Origin of the sequence: Chryseobacterium aahli (genome assembly GCF_022699665.1) — a bacterium.
Lineage (GTDB): Bacteria > Bacteroidota > Bacteroidia > Flavobacteriales > Weeksellaceae > Chryseobacterium > Chryseobacterium aahli.
The window spans coordinates 1-18164 of record NZ_JALDNB010000016.1 but is presented as its reverse complement, the minus strand read 5'-3'; the positions used below and the strand labels follow the sequence as shown (position 1 = coordinate 18164).

Genomic DNA, 18164 nt, shown 5'->3' with positions numbered 1-18164 from the left:
TGTTATTTTGTTGAATTCAATAATTCTTTAATGTCAATTTTTAATAATTCGGCAATTTGTGCCATGTTTTCAACAGAGGGTTGAATCTCATTTCGACACCATCTTGAAATAGTTGTTTCAGATTTGTTAAGTTGATTTGAGAGCCATTTACTTGTTTTTTGCTTTTCAGCAAGCACAGCTTTAAGTCTATTAATTGGTGTTTCTTGCATAGAAATATACATTTTGTGTAAAGATAAAAAGACTTGCACAAATGCAAGTCTTTTTATGTAGAATAAAATTGTAAATAACTCAATAAATATCTCTGTATCGTACGATACAAACTTTTATTGTAAGTAGATTTTTAAACAAAGATTTTTATCGAAAGAATGATCCTCAGTCATAAAAAAAGTAATCCCCGCAAATTGCGCTTAAATCAGAGGCGTGCGGGGAATTGATTTTTCAAAAATACAATAAATTTTTATTGCATCAAAATTAGTCTATTGGTGCTGCAAAGCCTTATCCAAAGCTGCATGCTGGAGGTAGTGATTAATATTATCAATTTCTAGCTTTTGATTATATATAACAAAAGCCATCATACTGGTCGTTACAATGTAAACTGCAAGCATTGTAATTGTAAGTTTTTTTGAATTAATGTTTTTCATTGTTATTTATGATATTGAGTTAGCAATAAGTTTTTTAATATTTTCTCTGCGGTCATTATCGTAGTAATTTTTAGAACTGAAAATTTGCTGATTGTTATCAATTATTCCCATGGTAACGCAATTCGTTAGAATTTCATCTATTAGTTCATAAAAAAATTGGAGTTAGAATGTAATCTTTGTATTCTTCAGGATATTGTTCGCAAAAAACATCTTTAACTAAGTTGTAAGCACTGTATAAATGTCTTTCCCAAAGCCACTGATCAATTTGCGTTTTTGATAGTTCCTTAAATTGATCAGTATTGTTTTCAATATCTTTCATAAAATGATCTGCAACAGTTTCTCTGTCATCTTTTTCTAATTCGGGGCGTACGCTTGTCAAAAACGCAATTACATTTTGTCTATTGTAGGTATTCATAGTAATTTGTATTTAATAGTTATAAGGATTAGCGCAGTTAGGGAGAAAAGAACTCCTATGAAACTTAAGAAAGTAAATTCATGGCAAAGCATCAAAATATTTGCAGCAAGTGTAAATAGTGAAAATAAAAGATTCTTCATTTTTAATTTTTTAGTAGTGTGTTATCATGTATTTTGTAAACAGAGCCTCCGCCTTTTAAGATTTCGATGCTTTCAGAAATTATTTGTTCACAGGCATCAAACTCGTAGAAAGGGATTCTTAATAGGTTAATACAGTTATTTCTGCAGTACTCGTTTTTGATTTTGTCATTTTCGATGTTTTTAAAATATTTTGCCTCCCCTTTAAAGAATTCGATTGGTTTAAAGTGTTGTAATCCATCAAATTCAATAATCAGATTACGTTCAGGTAAATAAAAATCACATTCTAGTGGAAGTTTATTACGCAAATGATCGAATCGTTTCTTCTCTTCGAACTTAATATGATTCAATTGTAAAAATAATTTGATTTTTGCCTCTCCTTTGGAATCTTTGGAATTGCAGTTTTTACATGTTATATTTTTAATATGATGAGCATAACTCCAGTCGGGACATTCACAAATTTTACAGATAAGATTAAACTTTATTCTATTATTTTTATCTCTGTCAATAAGATTATTAAATTGAAAAAATTCATTTTTTCCTGCTTCTTCAAGCTTGTTTTTGATTTTAACAATATAATCTTCAGCTGATTTCCTGTTTGCTCTTTTATTATTGCAATCAGAACATCCATTTTGCTCTCCGACATTGCAAGATAACTGTGAAAATCTTTGGCTGTGACCTAAAATATTACATCCTAAGAATACATAATTATTTCCATGTGAATCTTGAACTATATTTCCGTTCTTATCTTTTTGAAATCCAATAAAGAAATGATTATTCTTAATTGTCTCATTAGCCGAATTTCTTATTTTGTTTTTCAACAACTTAACTGTATTTGAACGATTTACGCTTTGAGTTTTGCTATTACATTCTGGGCATTTTTTAGATATTTCTTTAATGTAAGATTTCTGAGCAGGTATTGAAAATTTGTATTTGTCACCATTGCTATCCTTATGAATTGGGCACGCAACTAATACTTTTTTAATATTGTTTTCATCAAAAAACACTTCGATTGGTTCAAAAAAATATAATCCCTCATTATACTTTCGGTGCAGATCTTCAAAAGTATCTCTGATTATTTTATTTCTTCTTTCTAAATAATAGTTATACTTCTTTTCCTCTCTGCATTTTTCACAATTAGGTGTGTCGCCTGCAAAATGATGGTTTAAAGTTTGAGTGATGTTTTGTTTGAAATGCAGAAGACAATCTAAATGCACCATCCCGTTTGAATACTCAACTATTTTATATTTTTCGCCAAATATCTCCAAAGACTTTTTTTGAATAGTTGTTACATTATATTTAGTATTTGAATCACTGAAGCACCCAGAGCAGTTTGATGGGAGTGATTTATAATCAGTATTAGTCGTAACATGCTGATTATGCTTATTGCAAAGCATTTCTACGGTTCTGTGTCCATTCTTATCAGGATCAGATACTTTTGTCACTGTAAAACGACCTCTCCCATGGTAGCTGTTGTATTGTTGTTCTACATAATACATATCAACTTCGTGTTTTCTCATATGTGAAGATTTTAATAAAGTTCTAAAATATTTCTAATAAAAATTAAAATTGTGAAAACTTAGCTTAAATTTGAAAGATTGTCAATGTGATTTTTTCTTTTCAGAAATTCCATACTTTCTTTAAACTGTCTTTCGGACTCAGAAAAATCTGTTTCATCAGAAGGTTTTACTTTCTCTTCGTCTTTTAAATTTTCAAGTCCGTAACCCTGAGCATTAATTTGTCTCAGTTCATCTATAATTTCTTCAGGAGTCATAGTGTCATTATCTGCTGTTGGTTCAGCTTCAGTATTTTCTTCATCAGTATTTTTATCAATTTGTTTAATTAATTCATTGCGGTCTACATCATTTTCGTAATCTAGATGCACTTTTCCGCTTAAAATATCCTGAACCTCCTGAAAAACTTTTTTGTAGAAAACATCGATTTGTATTCGTTCGTGTGTAGGAATTTTTTCCTTCAGATCAACCTTTGTATTTTTCTTACTTGGCATAAACTGTTTAATAATGTAAGGCTCTTCTGTCTCTGCGATATTTCCTACAAATTGACCAACTGATAAATTCATAAAGTTTGAGCCTTGAAACACTTCTCTTTGCTGTACAGAATAACTTTTACCAATGTTCCTCTGGAAAATATTATCTGAACGCCTGTTTACACTTTTACTTTCAAAATACTTATCCTCTCTCCCAAATTGTTTACTTAAAACATCAGCTGTCTGACTGCTCGAAACCTTACCATAAAAGTGATTTGCACAACTTGCGAATAGAACATCAGCTTTTTCTTTCCCATAGCCATCAACAAGCTGGCTCAAATCCTGCACAAAAAGTACAGTGGAAATTTTGTTACTTCTTCCTGTATTCGGAATCACCTCTATATTTGGAATAAATACAGTTGGTGATTCATCAAGCATGATGAAAGACTTTTCTTTTCCTGGTTGATTCATCATTTTTGATGAAACCGAAATTATTAAACTGCAAAGCGGTGCTATAGTGGAGGAAATAGTTGGATTGCTTCCAATTGTAATAACACTTTTGTAATCAGGTTCGTTTGCGCCTAAATAGAAGTCATCACCTCCCATTATAAACATAAATTCAGGGGTGTTAATTTGTGCTACGGCTCCCTGAAGTGTTCCGACCACTCCGGCAATTTGTTCTGAAGCTTCGCTTTCAACTGCCGTAACCAGTGAAATTATCATCGCCCTAGATTCAGTATTTGTTGCCAAAAGTTTAATCAGGTCTTTGTAAGGGGAAGCTATTAGAGCCAATACATGAGGTAAATCACAATATTTAGGATGTTCCTGTTTCAAAAACCCAATACACGCTGTTAATAAGTCCGTTGCAGATCTGCTCCAAAAATCTTCTTTTCTAATACTTTCTATCATTAAATTTTTAGTTATTGCCGATGCATATTCTCGAGCATATGCAGAATATGGCATATATAAAGGGTTAAGAGGGTTTACTCGATGGCTACATTTTGGATCACTTAGGTTCAGAAAGTATCTGCTGATGTCTGATTTGTTTTCTGTGTAATAATCTTCAACCTCTTGTGCTAAAGTTGGAAATTTGAAGTCGTAAACAATTCCTGTGAAATTCTGTTTTGAAAATTCTCTAATTAAAGGAATGGCAAAACTCTCAGACTTTCCGGAACCTGCCCCGCCAATTACTAAAATTCCCCTGAAAGGATTAGGGATTTCTATAATACTTTTCATAGTCTGAAGGAGAATCTTGCTTAGCTTTCCATCTTTAGTTTGCTTCAATCTTCCGAAGGAAAGACCAAACAGATTAAAAAATTGCGCCCATATTAATCTGAATGGAAATAACACTGCATTTCTGATAATTAAGTAAATTCTCTTAAAAAAAGAAAAAAAATTCTGCAATACCCAAAATTGTAAAAGTAAATAAACAAGCTCGAGATATATTCCCAAGAGAGAAAAAAACAAATGTCTTATCCTATCTACAAAATCTGTGTTTGGAGATACTATCTCTAAAACATTTTTTAGAATGTAGTTGTTAAAAATTGCGAAATTTATCTTTAAAATACCAAGTCCTACGGCTTGGAAAATTACTATTGTTAGGGTAATAGCAAAAAGTTTTGCTATAATTGGTAAATCTTTCATAGTGTTATTTTTTTATCTTCTGAAGCTTCTATTCTGCTTGACCTGCGGTGTCAGTTTTACTTCATGTTTTATTTCTACGGTCAATTTGTTTTCTTTTTGAATGTCAATCGTATTTTTTATTTTAGCGTTCTTCTCGATTACATTCATCTTTCTTTCAAAATCTCCATTTTTCATAGCATCTTTATATTCAAAAGTGTTTTCAAAGCTTCTTTCATAACTGAATTTTTTATCGAAGGATTTTTCCACATTTTCCATAAACTGCTTTCTGTTAAAGCCACCTTTTACAATTCCGTTAGAAGTATTCTTATGGTTGGTTTGTGGGCTAATTTTTACTTTATTATCTATTGTTTTTCTGCTTATCACAACATGGCAATGAAGGTTTCCTTCTATGTTTTTCTCCCCTCTGTCTTGATGAATTTTAGCATAAAACATAACATCTGAATTGTTGAGACCTTTATTAAAATTCTCTGCGTATTTCTGCATAACCTCATTACGAACAAAAATCTTCAGATTTTCAATCTTCTCAGAATCGTTTTTTCCTAATGCATTAATTTCTTCAGCACTGGGCGATACTACAATACTGAAGAACTTCGCATCTTCTTTACAGAGTTTTGCTTTATTGTTATCAATATTTTGCTGAACTTCGTCGGGAGAAACATTATTTGATTGTTAAGAGAAAAAGGGAATTGGTTCTTTTCCATCTAAAATCATTTCCCGATCTTCATGTTGCAAATAATTTATTAATGCTCCGCAACTTCCGGAATTACCATAGACACCGCCACCTAAGATTTTAGTATGCATCAGATTCTTCTAATATTATTTGTTTTGATGTTCAGAAAACAGTGAAACGTAACTTTGGAAATTCTGAATTATCGCAGTATTTACTTTTTCTTTTTTATCATTTTGCATGAGAAAAAATAGATTGGCTTTCGTAAGAAAAAGGATGCTTTCCAAAATTTTGCTGTCACTTTTATTCTCAGAATTGCCTTTTAAAACTTGCATATTTTCTTCTACTTTTTTCATCGCCGGAATGATAATTTTTGACTCCTGAGCTTTCCCGAAAGCAAACAAATCTTCTATCCTTTTGAAGATCTTGGCAATCTCAATCTGAGGACTTTCATTCTTTAACGGATCGACTCCATATGCCTTAAAATAATTAAGAGAAATTCTTATATAATCCTTTTTGCTGCATCCTATTTTTCGGCAGAATTTCTCCAGATCATCGCTGTCTTTTTTAGCGACTCCAATTGAAGTAAGTTTTTCTTTTATGTCATTCATTATAATAGTTTTTATAATTTTTAGTTTTGATTTACAGGTAGTTATAAAAATCTCATAGATTTAATATGAGAAAAAACATTTATGTTTTTTCTTAAAAAATTGAGAATCAATTTTTTAGCCCCGCAGGGCAAGACAGAACGGGGTGATAGCCCCGTTCCGTCTTGCTAATCACTTCCTGCTAATAGATTGTGTCTTTCTGCGATAAAATACTCATTGAAGTCTTTGTATTTATTGTATATTTTTGAGCAATCTTTTGCTTCAGGAAATGATAATAAGATGTCATTTTTACACTTCAATCCTGCATTATCATTATCCATAAAAAGAAAAATATCCGTATAATTTTGAAGATATTTTTTTGCATTTTCCAACATAGAAATAGAGTTTAAAACCAAAATATCTTTGTCAAAAATATCCTCTAATTCAATAAAAGACATTGCATCTGTAAATCCCTCGAAAACAAAAATCTGATTGCTGTTATTTCTGATTATTGATATATCTTTTTTTACAATCGAACCTTTATAAAATGAATTTCTCAACTCCCAACCTCCAGATAGATTTTCAAATCCGACAGCATATAATTTTTTGTTATTGATTGTGAATTTTATCTCCTTCAGAAATTTGAAAGATCGTTGAGAAAGACCTCTGTTATATAAGTATTTTTTTAGATTCCAATTTTGAATTTCCGCAACTTCTGTAATTTGATAATTGGGTTTTTCAATTTTTGACTGCTGATGAAAAGAAGAAAAATTCTTCTCAGATGCCCAGGATAAAATTTCATTAATGGAGTAGTTGAAATACTTTTTTAAAAAATCGATATTGTTTCCGCCTATACCTTCCGAGTATAAATACCAAATGTTCTGGCGCTTATCTAACTTGAAAGATGCTTGGTTTTCTGTGGCAAATGGATTGAGAAACCAAGATTCTTTTTCATTTTGTTTTTTTGGAAGGTGTCCGAGAGAAAAGAGGACTTCTTCCAAATTTACCGTGTTCAATTGTTTGCAGTTCATTTCTTTTTTTTGTTTAGCAAAAGTTTTCTTTTATAATACCTTTTAGTTTGTGCGACCAAACGCCCTTTGAATAGGGTTTTACATGAGAAATTTCCGAGCGGAATACCGCAAGTAACAGGAGCGGAATACCGAAATTGGCAGGAGCGGAATACCGCAAAATCATCATTTATGGCAGGAACGGAATACCGAAAACTTGTTAGGATTTGCAATAATTTGTGATTTTCTTGGTTTTTTACTCAACAAAAATTTGAAACAAGGAGCGGAATAACGCATTTCGATTAATTTTTGATGTCATTTCAACAATTCCTTAACTTGAGAGAGCGGAATACCGCAATTATCACGAGCGGAATACCGCAAACGATCATATTATTAAAGGATATCCATTTGGTAATCTCTTTCCGATTTCTGTTTTTCGGTAGTTCTCAATAATTAACGCCTGAAGTTCTTGAAGAAAATTGATACCCTTAACTTTATTTGAAGTAGTGCCTTTAGCTCTGTTGTTCTTAATAAAATCTCTGTAAGCGTTCTCAATCTGATTGCGTGTCCTATCAATATTGACTTAATTGTAGATGAAATTTGAAAGATTAACCTGTTCTAATGAGTATCTTTTTTTGAAATATCTTATTCTTTCTCTTACAGATTTTAAATCAATTTGTTGCTTTTGTTCCGGTGCTTTATCCAAAGGATTAGATTGATATGGAATAATATAGATAAGGTCATTTTCATATTTGTAATTGAACGACAAAGAATTGTATAAATCTAAATCTCTCCTTACAGCTCTTAAAAACTTTGTACAGAAATCATTTGAATTTTTATAGTTTATTCTGAACTTCTGATTGAAAGTTGAAAGCTTAACCATTGTTCCTGTATCCGGAATCTTTGACAACCAAAGAGCAAATAAAATGTGCTTATTATTTCTCACACGATATACAAGATCGTAGTACATATGATTGTATTCTGACAGCACTATGAGTTTCTTTAACCAAAAACTGCTTATCAAAAATGAGGTGTAGCCTCTTTCCTCGTAAGACGGTAGAGAAATCAATCCGCCAAATGTTTTAATGTCTTTACCCGCCATGTTTTTTGATGTGTACCAACCCATTTTGAATTTTGCTAAATATTCGTATGCTTCGACAATTTGTTTGCTGGAGCGATTCCTTGAAATCTTACTATTTCTGATTTTAATTGTTGCAAACACGTTATTTTCTGTTTCAAATTCTTCATCAAAAAGAGATAGTTGCACAGGTTGTTTTTCAGGCATAAATTGCTCATTTCTCAAGATGGAAATTATGTTGAAAATTATTCTTAAAGCATTTATTGGAATGTCAACCGCTAAGCTATCCTGGAATAAAAAATTATCTACAAATTGATTACTTATCCGGATGATATCTGCAGAATCATTTTCTTTAAAATCTTTTCTCAGAACCTTTGTGTGTTGATCGGTAATCATAAAGTCTGAAGTAATTTAAATGGTTGCTAAGCTGTTCTATGGTTTCTTCGTCTTCCGTATTCTAAAAGTTCGCTTTTAGAGTAATAAAATCGTCCGCTGAAGTTATAGTAAGGAAGCTCTTTGTTTTTTCTCCAATCGATAATGGTGGGAATTGATACATGCAAAAATTTAGATGCATCAATTTGGGAAATAAGGTCTTCCGGTTGCGTTGCTTCTTTAGAAACAGGCATCGAAAACTCTGAAGCTTTTTTGAGAATGATCTCAACTGCTTTTTCTAAATCTGATTTAGAATGTGAATAAAGTTGTACTGACATTTTAATGAATTTTACTTGGTTTTAACATTCCAAAATTCTTCATTAAAACACTGCAAAAATAAAATCCCAAAAAATTGGGACTGATTAATTTTAGTTTATCTAGACTATAAGAGCGTTTATCTAATCTTGTAAAAATCTGTATGGGATAAAATCTTTTAAAGTTCTTTTCAAATTTTCATCTAACTTTCTTTTCTTAAATATGCTTTAAAGTTGATTAAGGTTTGGTGATTATTTTTTTAACTTATAATATTAAAGAAACTTATAAATCGTTTTTTCCTGCTGTAAATCTATTTTTAATTTTTGAGAAGGTCAAAGTATTATCTAAAACTCAATTCTTGTCTTTTTCTAAACTCCATCAGGCATGTATATTTTATCAAAATATTACGGCTTTTCAGAGTTGTATTCTTTAATTGATTTTTCAATAGATTCCTGAAATTCCTCAGCAGTCAGTATTTTATCTTTTAAACAGCTTTGCATATCCATTTTTTTACAGATTTCAATATTTTTTCAAATTCCATAATACACGTCAAGTTTTGTCGCATTATCAATAGACATTTGTGAATTATTAGCAAATAATAATGTAATAAATCTCGATTAGGAGATAGGTATATCAAAAAATAGTTATATTCGCAACATTAAAAAATGTAAACTCAAATCATGAAAAAACTCTACTCGAGTGCATTTTTCTTATGCACATTTGCGGTATCGTATGCTCAGGATGTGGTATGGCAGAAAGATATTAAATCCTCTACTCAGGATTTTCTCTCACAAGTCACCACAACAATCGATCAGCAATACCTCATTACAGGAAGTTCTATTCAATCGAAAAAACTCACTTCCGAAAACAAACAAAATAACGGTTACGATTTTCTTTTGGTAAAACTCAATCAGCAAGGTGAAGAAGTCTGGGAAAAGTATTTCTCGGGACAAAACCATGATTTTCTCTCTGCAACGGTGGCTACTCAGGAAGGTGGTTTTCTGTTGGCAGGAACTTCTTATTCAGGAAAAGGGTTAGATAAAAAAGACAGTGGAAAAGGTGGATCTGATATATGGCTCATTCGCATCAACGAATTTGGGGATGAGATCTGGCAGAAAACTTTGGGATCAAGCTCTGACGAAGAAGCAAAAGCCGTCATTCAGACTACAGATTTCGGATTTTTTGTTGCAGGAAATGTGCAGAATGCTCCGAAGGGTCACGGATCGAAAGACGTGATCGTCTCAAAAATTGATAAAAACGGAAAAGAACTATCACAGATCATTATAGGCGGAAAAGGTCTTGATGAAGTGGAGAAGATGATTCCAACGATTGACGGCGGTGCATTGCTTGGAATTTATTCAAGAAGTACTATTGGTGGTTCCAAGAAAACTGAAAACTTCGGTGAAGGTGATTTTTGGATCGTCAAACTGAACAAAGAAGGAAAAGTAGAATGGGAAAAGAACTTCGGAGGGAAAGGTGATGACCATTTAAGAACTTTGGCAATGACTTCTACCGGATATGTCATTGGTGGAGAATCAAGGTCTGACAAATCAGGAAATAAAACAGTCGATATTGATGAAGGAACTGACATTTGGCTGATCTCATTAAATGACCGGGGTGAAGAGCTTTGGCAAAAATCCTACAATTTTAAGAATAGGGATGTTCTGATGGGAATGAACGTGGTAAAAACCGGCGACGACAAGAACTCTAAGGGCATTTTACTAGGCGGTTATACTCAGGCAGAAGGGAGAATAGAAGCAGATGATGAGACATTCTGGATGCTTTATTTAAATTCTGAAGGTAATGAGCAGTGGAGAAAGCACGTCAAAGGAGAATCAAGAAAAAAGGAAGAAAGATTATCTGATATCAAATTAAACAGAGACGGTTCTATTATTCTTGCAGGAACAAGTGCAGAAGAACTCGGAAAGGAAAACTGGAAGATCGTCAAACTGGGTGACAAACAGCTGGATCAACTGATTGAAAAGCAAAACATCAAGATTTATCCGAATCCTGTTTCTGATTACTGTTATGTGGAGATCGGCTTTGATTTCAAAGAAGCTGATATTACGATTTACGATATGGGCGGAAGACAGCTACAAGGTCTGAAAACCAAGAATAAGGTAACCAAGATCAATACGCAGAATCTGATTCAGGGGGCTTATTTGGTAACGATAAAAACGGATGCAGGGAAAACTGCGAATGGTAAATTGATTAAAAAATAAAAACACATGAAAAAAATATTTGACAGAAAATTAATTATTATACTTTTAATTAATTCATTTATTAATAGTTTTTCACAAACTATTCCGAATGTAAAATCTCCTCAAACTTATCAAATAGAAAAATTTGGAAATATCCCTATAAATAAAAACACTGGTGGTAATGCGTATACTGTTAACTTATATAATTATTCGGGTATATACATGAATGAGAACTTTAGTATTAACCTTCAATATTATGGGACAGGATTTGTTCCCGCAAAAAGATCCAATTATGTAGGGATGGATTGGTCACTTGACTTTGGAGGAGCGATAAGTAGAGAGGTTCGGGGAATTCCGGATGACTATTGCCCTGAATCAACAGCAAGTGATAAATTATATGGATACTTAGAAGGCGTAAGAAACTGTAATAAGACTAATTCTCAGATATATGGAAATAATTATAACGCAGGGAATAATGGAAATGTTAAAGTTGGAATAAATTGTAGCGGTAGAAATTTTGAGCTAGAGCCTGATGTTTTTAACTTTAATTTTATGGGCAAACATGGGTATTTTTATATAGGAAATAATGGGGTTCCAATAATTGTATCTGAAGAAAAAAGTTTAAAAATTGATATTACAAATTTATCGTCCAAACAACCAATAGGAATTTTTTTTAATGGTGCTCAATACCAAGATTCTAAGTGTTTAACAAAGAATTCCTCAATCGTTATAACAGATGGTCAAGGAATAAAATATTCCTTCGGTGGTGTATATGCAAATCTTGAAGTATCTTATCCAATGTCTACCGATCAAAATATTGACAATAAGTTTACAATAACTGCTTGGAACTTATTTAAAATTGAATACCCAAATACAAATGTTATAGATATTGTTTATAAATCTGAAAACATTGATCCTTACGATAAAGATTTTTGTCATGACAGAGATTTGATTAGTAATATAAAAGAACCCTTTTCTCGGATTTTAGATTATAATTTTGTTCGTACACAAAATATAAAGAGTACAAATATGAACTACAATACTTCTTCTAGTTGGCTAGATTATGTTGGGGGAACTGTGCATTGGGGGAACGAGAGTACGTATGCAGATTCAGGAATAGTAAGTTCATTCAATATAACAAAAAAAAGCTTGCCCGAAGAAATAAGACTTAACAATACCCCAATAGCATTTTTTAATTACGAAGTTTTTAACAAGTACTATAATGGAACAATTCCATCATATAAACTAGTGTCAATATTTCTAAAAAATCAATTAGGTCATAATTATAAAAATGTAGCTTTAACTTACTATAGGAATAAAGACTATTTTTTCTTAGATAAATTGAAATTATTTCTCAAGTCAAAATTAAATCCAGTATATGAAATGGAGTATAACTTTGATTACTATGGTAAATCTACTCTTCCCGATGAATATACTATAGGTATTGATTTTTGGGGGTATTGGAATGGTAAAACAAATAATAAATTAGTTCCGAATTTTAATCTAAATAAGAACAATGGTGAATATTCTTTTTCTGAATCCATAAGAAATTCGGATATAAATTATGCCAGTACAGGACTTTTAAAAAACATTACTTATCCGACAAGAGGAAGGTCAGAGTTTATTTATGAAGGTCATGATTACAGTGAAAAAGTTGACCGTCCTTTTTCTAATCAATTTAAAAATTCTGTGGTTAGCTCCACGGGCGTAGTCGGCGGGGGCAGAATAAAAAAAATAATTAATTATTCTGAAGGGGGGCTAATTGCTGATACAAAAGAATATAAATATTTAAAGAATTACAATCCTAACATTCCAAATATAATCTCTAGTGGTATATTATCAAATTATTATAGAAATTTAATTTATTTTTCTGCAACAAACTCAATACAACATCATGAAAGTATTGATGTATATTCTAACAATATTATTGAAACTGCGATGAATTCATCACCAGTATTATACTCAGAAGTAACGGAAATTCAAAGTAATGGAAGTTACATAAAATACCATTTTACAGGGCATGATTCACATCCTGATAATTCAGATTTTATTAAAATTGATCAAAATATTGTTAATTCTAATTTAAAATACACGCTAGGACCTCAAAATATTGAAAATATAAATCTTCCTTATAATTCATTTTCGTATAAAAGAGGAAAATTAAGTAAACAAGAATTTTATAATGATAGTTTTGTGAAAATTAGAGAGTCTATAACTGAATTTTCTGATATAGCTGATGTTTTAAAACCCACAAATTATGTTACTCATGCAACTGACAGGGGAAGTTTTAACTATTATATAAAACAGTTCGGTGGAACTTTTGTTCCTAAGAAAATTATTGAAAAGGAATATTTTAACGGTCAAGAGCTAACAAGTTTGAATGAATTTACTTTTTCTCAAACTAAGCCTCAGGTACTTACAAACATAAAAAGTATAAATTCCGATGGCTCAGAAATTAATAAAACTTTAAATTATTCCTCAAATGCAGATATGATCACAGCAAATATGGTGGAAATTCCTGTCTTGACTGAAGTTAATAAACAAGGAGTTCCAATTTCTAAGAATAAAACAAATTTTAGTAAAAATTGGAATGGACACCAACTATTATTACCATCTTCTCAACAAAGTGTACAAGTTTCTAAAATTAATACACCCAACGAAGTCTTTGAAAATGATATAACATATGATAGCTATGATGAAAAAGGAAATCTTTTACAATATACATCCAAAGACGGAATACCAGTAACAATATTATATGGTTACCAAAGAACACTCCCAATAGCAAAAATAGAAGGAGTTGCCTATATCAATTTGATGAATGATTTAGGTATTAGTAATTCAACTTCTAGTTATACGACTTTAGACATATGCCAAAAATCAAATTCAGACTTGAATGGTTCTTCAGAGCAATTACTGATTGAATCTTTGGATACTTTTAGAAAAAATTCAGTTCTTTCTAATTACAGTATTACAACCTACACTTACGACCCATTAGTCGGAGTTACAAGCATCACACCGCCAAGTGGCATTAGAGAGGTTTATCTTTATGATACAGCCAATCGCTTAAAAGAAATCAGGGAAAACAATGCAACAGGTAAGCTGTTAAAAGAATTCAAGTACAACTACAAACCATAAAAACACATGAAGAAAATATTAATCCCGATAAGCGCAGTATTTGTTGTAGGTTTCTCGCAAGCTCAATTGACTAATACAGAAAACTATGTGTATTCAAAGACATTTCTTGATTATAATGGAACGACAGCAACAAAAACCGCTGAAACGGTTCAGTATTTTGACGGTTTGGGAAGACCTAAACAGGTAGTTAATGTCAAAGCATCACCTCTTGGAAAAGATGTGGTGTCCCATATAGAATATGACGGTTTCGGAAGACAGGTAAAAGACTTTCTTCCCGTGCCGCAATCCGGAACGATGAATGGTGCGATTGTTCCCAATCCGCTTGCCAATGCATCACAACCAACCATCTATGGTTCTGAGAAAATCTATGCAGAAAAAATCTTAGAAAACTCACCACTGGACAGAATCCAACAGCAGATCCAAGTAGGAAACGACTGGACTAGTAAACCCGTCAAATTTGATTATGATGCCAACGCAGCTAGCGACTATGTAAGAAAATATGAAACTACTACAACATGGGTTGAAGGCAGAACACAAACCGCTGTTCAGCTTCTTCAATATTTCCAACCCTCACAGTTATACAAGAACACAGTAACTGATGAAGACGGAAACAAAACCATAGAATTCAAAAACGGACAGGGGCAGATTCTTCTTGTGAGAAAAGTGTTGAGTGCTACAGAAAATGCAGATACTTATTATGTGTATAACGAATATAATCAGCTCGTATTTGTTATTCCGCCATTAGCTTCGGCACCTACGGTAGAATCATCCACAGTAGAAAACCTTTATTATCAATATCGCTATGATGGCAGAAACCGTTTAGTAGAAAAAAAACTTCCCGGAAAAGGATGGGAATTTATGGTGTACGATAAAGCCGACAGGCTGATGATGACCCAGGATGCTGTTTTGCAACAACAGGGAAAATGGCTTATGACCAAATATGACCAGTTTGGCAGAGTTGTTTATACCGGTATTTTGCCCGGTGGCAGCAGAGAAAGCATGCAGAGTCAGGCAGGAAATCAGGTGATTACAGAAGTACTAAATGCGGGATTCACAAAGAACGGTATGCAGATTTACTATAGTAACGTATATTTCTCCAATATAGAAACCGTGTTATCTGTAAATTATTATGATATCTATCCAGTAGGAAGTCCTGCAATACCGACCCAAATTTTGGGACAAAATATCCTGCACGAAAATGCACAGCTATACAACATCAGCACAAAAACACTACCTGTTGCTTCTTATGTAAAGAATATTGAGGATGATAACTGGACAAAGACCTACAGCTGGTACGACACCAAAGGAAGACCTGTCGCAAGCCATTCTGTCAATCATCTGGGAGGTTATACCAAAACCGAATCTTTGCTGGACTTTTCGGGAACACCGCTACAGGCAGTTACCAAGCACAAAAGATTAAATAGTGATACTGAAAGAGTGATTACTGAGAATTTCACCTACGATCATCAGAACAGATTGAAGACCCACACCCATCAGGTTGATAGCAATCCCATTGAATATTTAGCTCAGAACGACTACAACGAGCTTTCTCAATTAAAGAACAAAAAAGTAGGCGGTACGAGTTTGGGAAGTGGACTTCAGACAGTTGATTACACTTACAATATTCGTGGCTGGATGACGGGAATTAATGATCCCAACAATTTGGGAAATGATCTTTTTGGCTATAAAATAAAATATAACCAGGTTGAAGGTATACAAACTCCGGATGCCTCTGATCCAAGTTTACAGGTTCTCCCAAGATACAATGGGAATATTGCCGAAGTAGATTGGAGAATTGGTAAAGAAAATGATCCTCTCAAAAGATATGGATACGTGTATGATGGTCTAAACAGACTCTCAGCAGGATTTTATCAAAATTCTATGAATGCATCAATCAGAGAATATTACGAGAAAGTTACCTATGATCTCAACGGGAATATTAAAACTATGAAAAGAACGGCTCATAGAATGGGAACTACAGCTTTACTTATTGATAATCTCTCTTATCAATACGAAAATGCTAATGTTAGCAACCGACTTCAGAAAATAAATGAAACTGTAACCACAACCCTTGGCTACCCTTATAAAGCTGCACCAACAGATATAGGATATGACCTAAACGGAAATATGACATCATTTGCAGACAAAGGTATTTCATCCATTCAATATAATTTTCTAAATTTGCCTAATCAGACTATTCAGAATGGTCAAACAACAAGTAATACTTATAGGGCAGACGGAGTTAAATTAATGAAAACCTTTGATAATTATGGCTTGGAAAAAACAGATTATTTAGATGGTTTTCAGTATAAAAATGATTGGAATGAAACAACAATGAAGCTACAATTTATTCCAACTGCTGAAGGATATTACAATGAAATTTTAGGTAGATATTATTATAATTATTCAGATCATTTAGGAAACGTAAGATTATCATATAGTGATAGTGACGGTGATGGAATAGTAGTAGGAAGTACTATTAAAAATTGTGACAATGTACCAAGTGGTGAACCATGTATGCCTGGTGAAACAATAGGAGATATCAATGAAGTTACCAATTACTATCCATTCGGAATGATACATAACAATTATTACAATAGTTTATCTTTCAACAATTATAAGTACAACGGAAAGGAGTTGCAGGAGACGGGGATGTACGATTATGGCGCGAGGATGTATATGCCGGATATTGGTAGATGGGGAGTGGTTGACCCGCTAGCGGAAAAGTCCAGAAGGTTTTCTCCTTATACTTACGCTTTAGATAATCCTATAATGTTTGTTGACCCTGACGGAAGAGAAGCAATGAATCCGGGAGATAGATTTAAAACAGTAAAAGACGCTGCAAAAGATTTTGCAATGTTATATAACGATAATTCCATAAAAGACAAAAAAGAATATGGGTCGGTTATATATCAAGTAACAGATTCTAAGGGAGAAAAATATTTTACATACACTACCCCAAATGTAAGCAGTGGCGAATCAAGTGTAACCCCAGCTCCTGATTTTTCAATGGATAATGCTAAAATTGTTTCCGCTGTACATACTCATTCAAATTATGATAAAAAGTATGACAATGATAATCCTTCTCCTGCTGATAAAAAAGGTGCTGAAATAGTTGGGATGGATGCTTATATAGCAACTCCAAAGGGAGAATTGTTAAAGTATAATGAAAAGACAAATCAGACAGTTATTTTAGATAAAGATGTTCCGAGTGATAAAAACCATCCTAATAGGTCAAATAATATAGACAGTGATAAATTACCTAAAAATGAACCAACAAGAGGTACTGGTAAGATTATTTTGGATAATATAATTATTCCTATTATGAAATCTTCTCCAACGCCAAAAGGTAAAGGAATTATATAGAAATGAAAAAAAGAATATTTATAATTATAGTATTTGTTGTAAGCACTTTTCTTTTGTATAATCTTTTTTTTTCAAGGGAAAAGTATATAAAGAAGAATCAACAAGTAGCTAACTGCGAAGATTGCTTTGTCAAGGATGAAGAAACAGCCGTCAAAATAGCTGAAGATAGTTTATTTGTTATTTATGGAAAATCTAAGATTAAAGACGAAAGACCATATAATATTGAATTAAAGAAAAATAAAATGTGGATAATTACGGGAAGTCTGAATCAAGGTATGTTAGATAAGTATCTTTATAAAGGTATGCCTATGTTCGGAGGAACCTTCGAAATTAAGATTAATGCAAAGGACGGAAAGATTATTCACGTAACTCATTATAAATAGTTTCCCGCTCTTATTTTATAACAACAAACCCACCGCAATTGCGGTGGGTTTTGTGTTTTATAAAAGTACCGTTTTATTATTACAAAGTTTGTCAGTTAAACCCCGCTCCCGCATTCTATGATAAAAACCAAATAAAATCAGTTAAAATTATGATGCAAATTTGTAAGTATTTACAAAAGCTTCATTTCTTGCAATAACAGCAAATGCACGGCTTATAATTTTACACTTT

13 protein-coding genes and 1 pseudogene are annotated in these 18164 nt (G+C 32.4%); 4 read left to right on the top strand and 10 right to left on the bottom strand.

Annotated features, from left to right (window positions below; all coding sequences use genetic code 11):
- Positions 1 to 2: 2 nt before the first annotated feature.
- The 10 genes and pseudogenes from MQX03_RS19500 to MQX03_RS19460 all read right to left on the bottom strand — a co-directional run bounded on the left by MQX03_RS19500 (position 3) and on the right by MQX03_RS19460 (position 8873).
- Positions 3 to 209, bottom strand: coding sequence for a helix-turn-helix transcriptional regulator (locus MQX03_RS19500; RefSeq protein ID WP_242805198.1), 207 nt, complete (start codon positions 207 to 209; stop codon positions 3 to 5).
- 577 nt (positions 210 to 786) lie between these two features.
- The gene (locus tag MQX03_RS19495; protein WP_242805197.1) at positions 787 to 1056 is read right to left on the bottom strand and encodes a hypothetical protein; all 270 of its coding nucleotides are present in this window, start codon (positions 1054 to 1056) and stop codon (positions 787 to 789) included.
- Between the two features lie 142 nt (positions 1057 to 1198).
- Positions 1199 to 2713, bottom strand: coding sequence for a PDDEXK family nuclease (locus MQX03_RS19490; protein ID WP_242805195.1), 1515 nt, complete (start codon positions 2711 to 2713; stop codon positions 1199 to 1201).
- Between the two features lie 59 nt (positions 2714 to 2772).
- A complete protein-coding gene (locus MQX03_RS19485; protein ID WP_242805193.1) occupies positions 2773 to 4416 on the bottom strand; it encodes a type IV secretory system conjugative DNA transfer family protein in 1644 nt (547 codons plus the stop codon).
- Between the two features lie 420 nt (positions 4417 to 4836).
- Positions 4837 to 5478, bottom strand: a pseudogene (locus MQX03_RS19480) (DUF5712 family protein); the annotation flags it as partial.
- Between the two features lie 15 nt (positions 5479 to 5493).
- Positions 5494 to 5625 (bottom strand): hypothetical protein, encoded by a 132-nt coding sequence (locus tag MQX03_RS20485; RefSeq protein ID WP_262916954.1) that lies wholly within the window; start codon positions 5623 to 5625, stop codon positions 5494 to 5496.
- 15 nt (positions 5626 to 5640) lie between these two features.
- Positions 5641 to 6102, bottom strand: coding sequence for a BfmA/BtgA family mobilization protein (locus tag MQX03_RS19475; protein ID WP_242805191.1), 462 nt, complete (start codon positions 6100 to 6102; stop codon positions 5641 to 5643).
- A 164-nt stretch (positions 6103 to 6266) separates the two neighbouring features.
- Entirely contained in the window at positions 6267 to 7109 is an 843-nt protein-coding gene (locus MQX03_RS19470) for a toprim domain-containing protein (RefSeq protein ID WP_242805189.1), read from the bottom strand.
- Positions 7110 to 7668: 559 nt separating this feature from the next.
- The gene (locus MQX03_RS19465; RefSeq protein WP_242805187.1) at positions 7669 to 8559 is read right to left on the bottom strand and encodes a hypothetical protein; all 891 of its coding nucleotides are present in this window, start codon (positions 8557 to 8559) and stop codon (positions 7669 to 7671) included.
- Positions 8560 to 8585: 26 nt separating this feature from the next.
- Positions 8586 to 8873, bottom strand: coding sequence for a helix-turn-helix domain-containing protein (locus MQX03_RS19460; protein WP_242805185.1), 288 nt, complete (start codon positions 8871 to 8873; stop codon positions 8586 to 8588).
- Positions 8874 to 9530: 657 nt separating this feature from the next.
- Here MQX03_RS19460 and MQX03_RS19455 point away from each other — a divergent pair.
- From MQX03_RS19455 to MQX03_RS19440, 4 genes are read left to right on the top strand one after another with little or no spacing between them, the layout of a single operon-like run.
- Positions 9531 to 11072, top strand: coding sequence for a T9SS type A sorting domain-containing protein (locus tag MQX03_RS19455; protein ID WP_242805183.1), 1542 nt, complete (start codon positions 9531 to 9533; stop codon positions 11070 to 11072).
- 6 nt (positions 11073 to 11078) lie between these two features.
- Positions 11079 to 14186: a hypothetical protein gene (locus MQX03_RS19450; RefSeq protein WP_242805181.1), complete on the top strand. Its 3108-nt coding sequence runs from the start codon at positions 11079 to 11081 to the stop codon at positions 14184 to 14186.
- A 6-nt stretch (positions 14187 to 14192) separates the two neighbouring features.
- On the top strand, positions 14193 to 17552 hold the full coding sequence (locus MQX03_RS19445; protein WP_242805179.1) for a DUF6443 domain-containing protein: 3360 nt from the start codon (positions 14193 to 14195) through the stop codon (positions 17550 to 17552).
- A gap of 2 nt (positions 17553 to 17554) precedes the next feature.
- Entirely contained in the window at positions 17555 to 17935 is a 381-nt protein-coding gene (locus MQX03_RS19440) for a YbbC/YhhH family protein (protein ID WP_242805177.1), read from the top strand.
- The last annotated feature ends 229 nt before the right edge of the window (positions 17936 to 18164 follow it).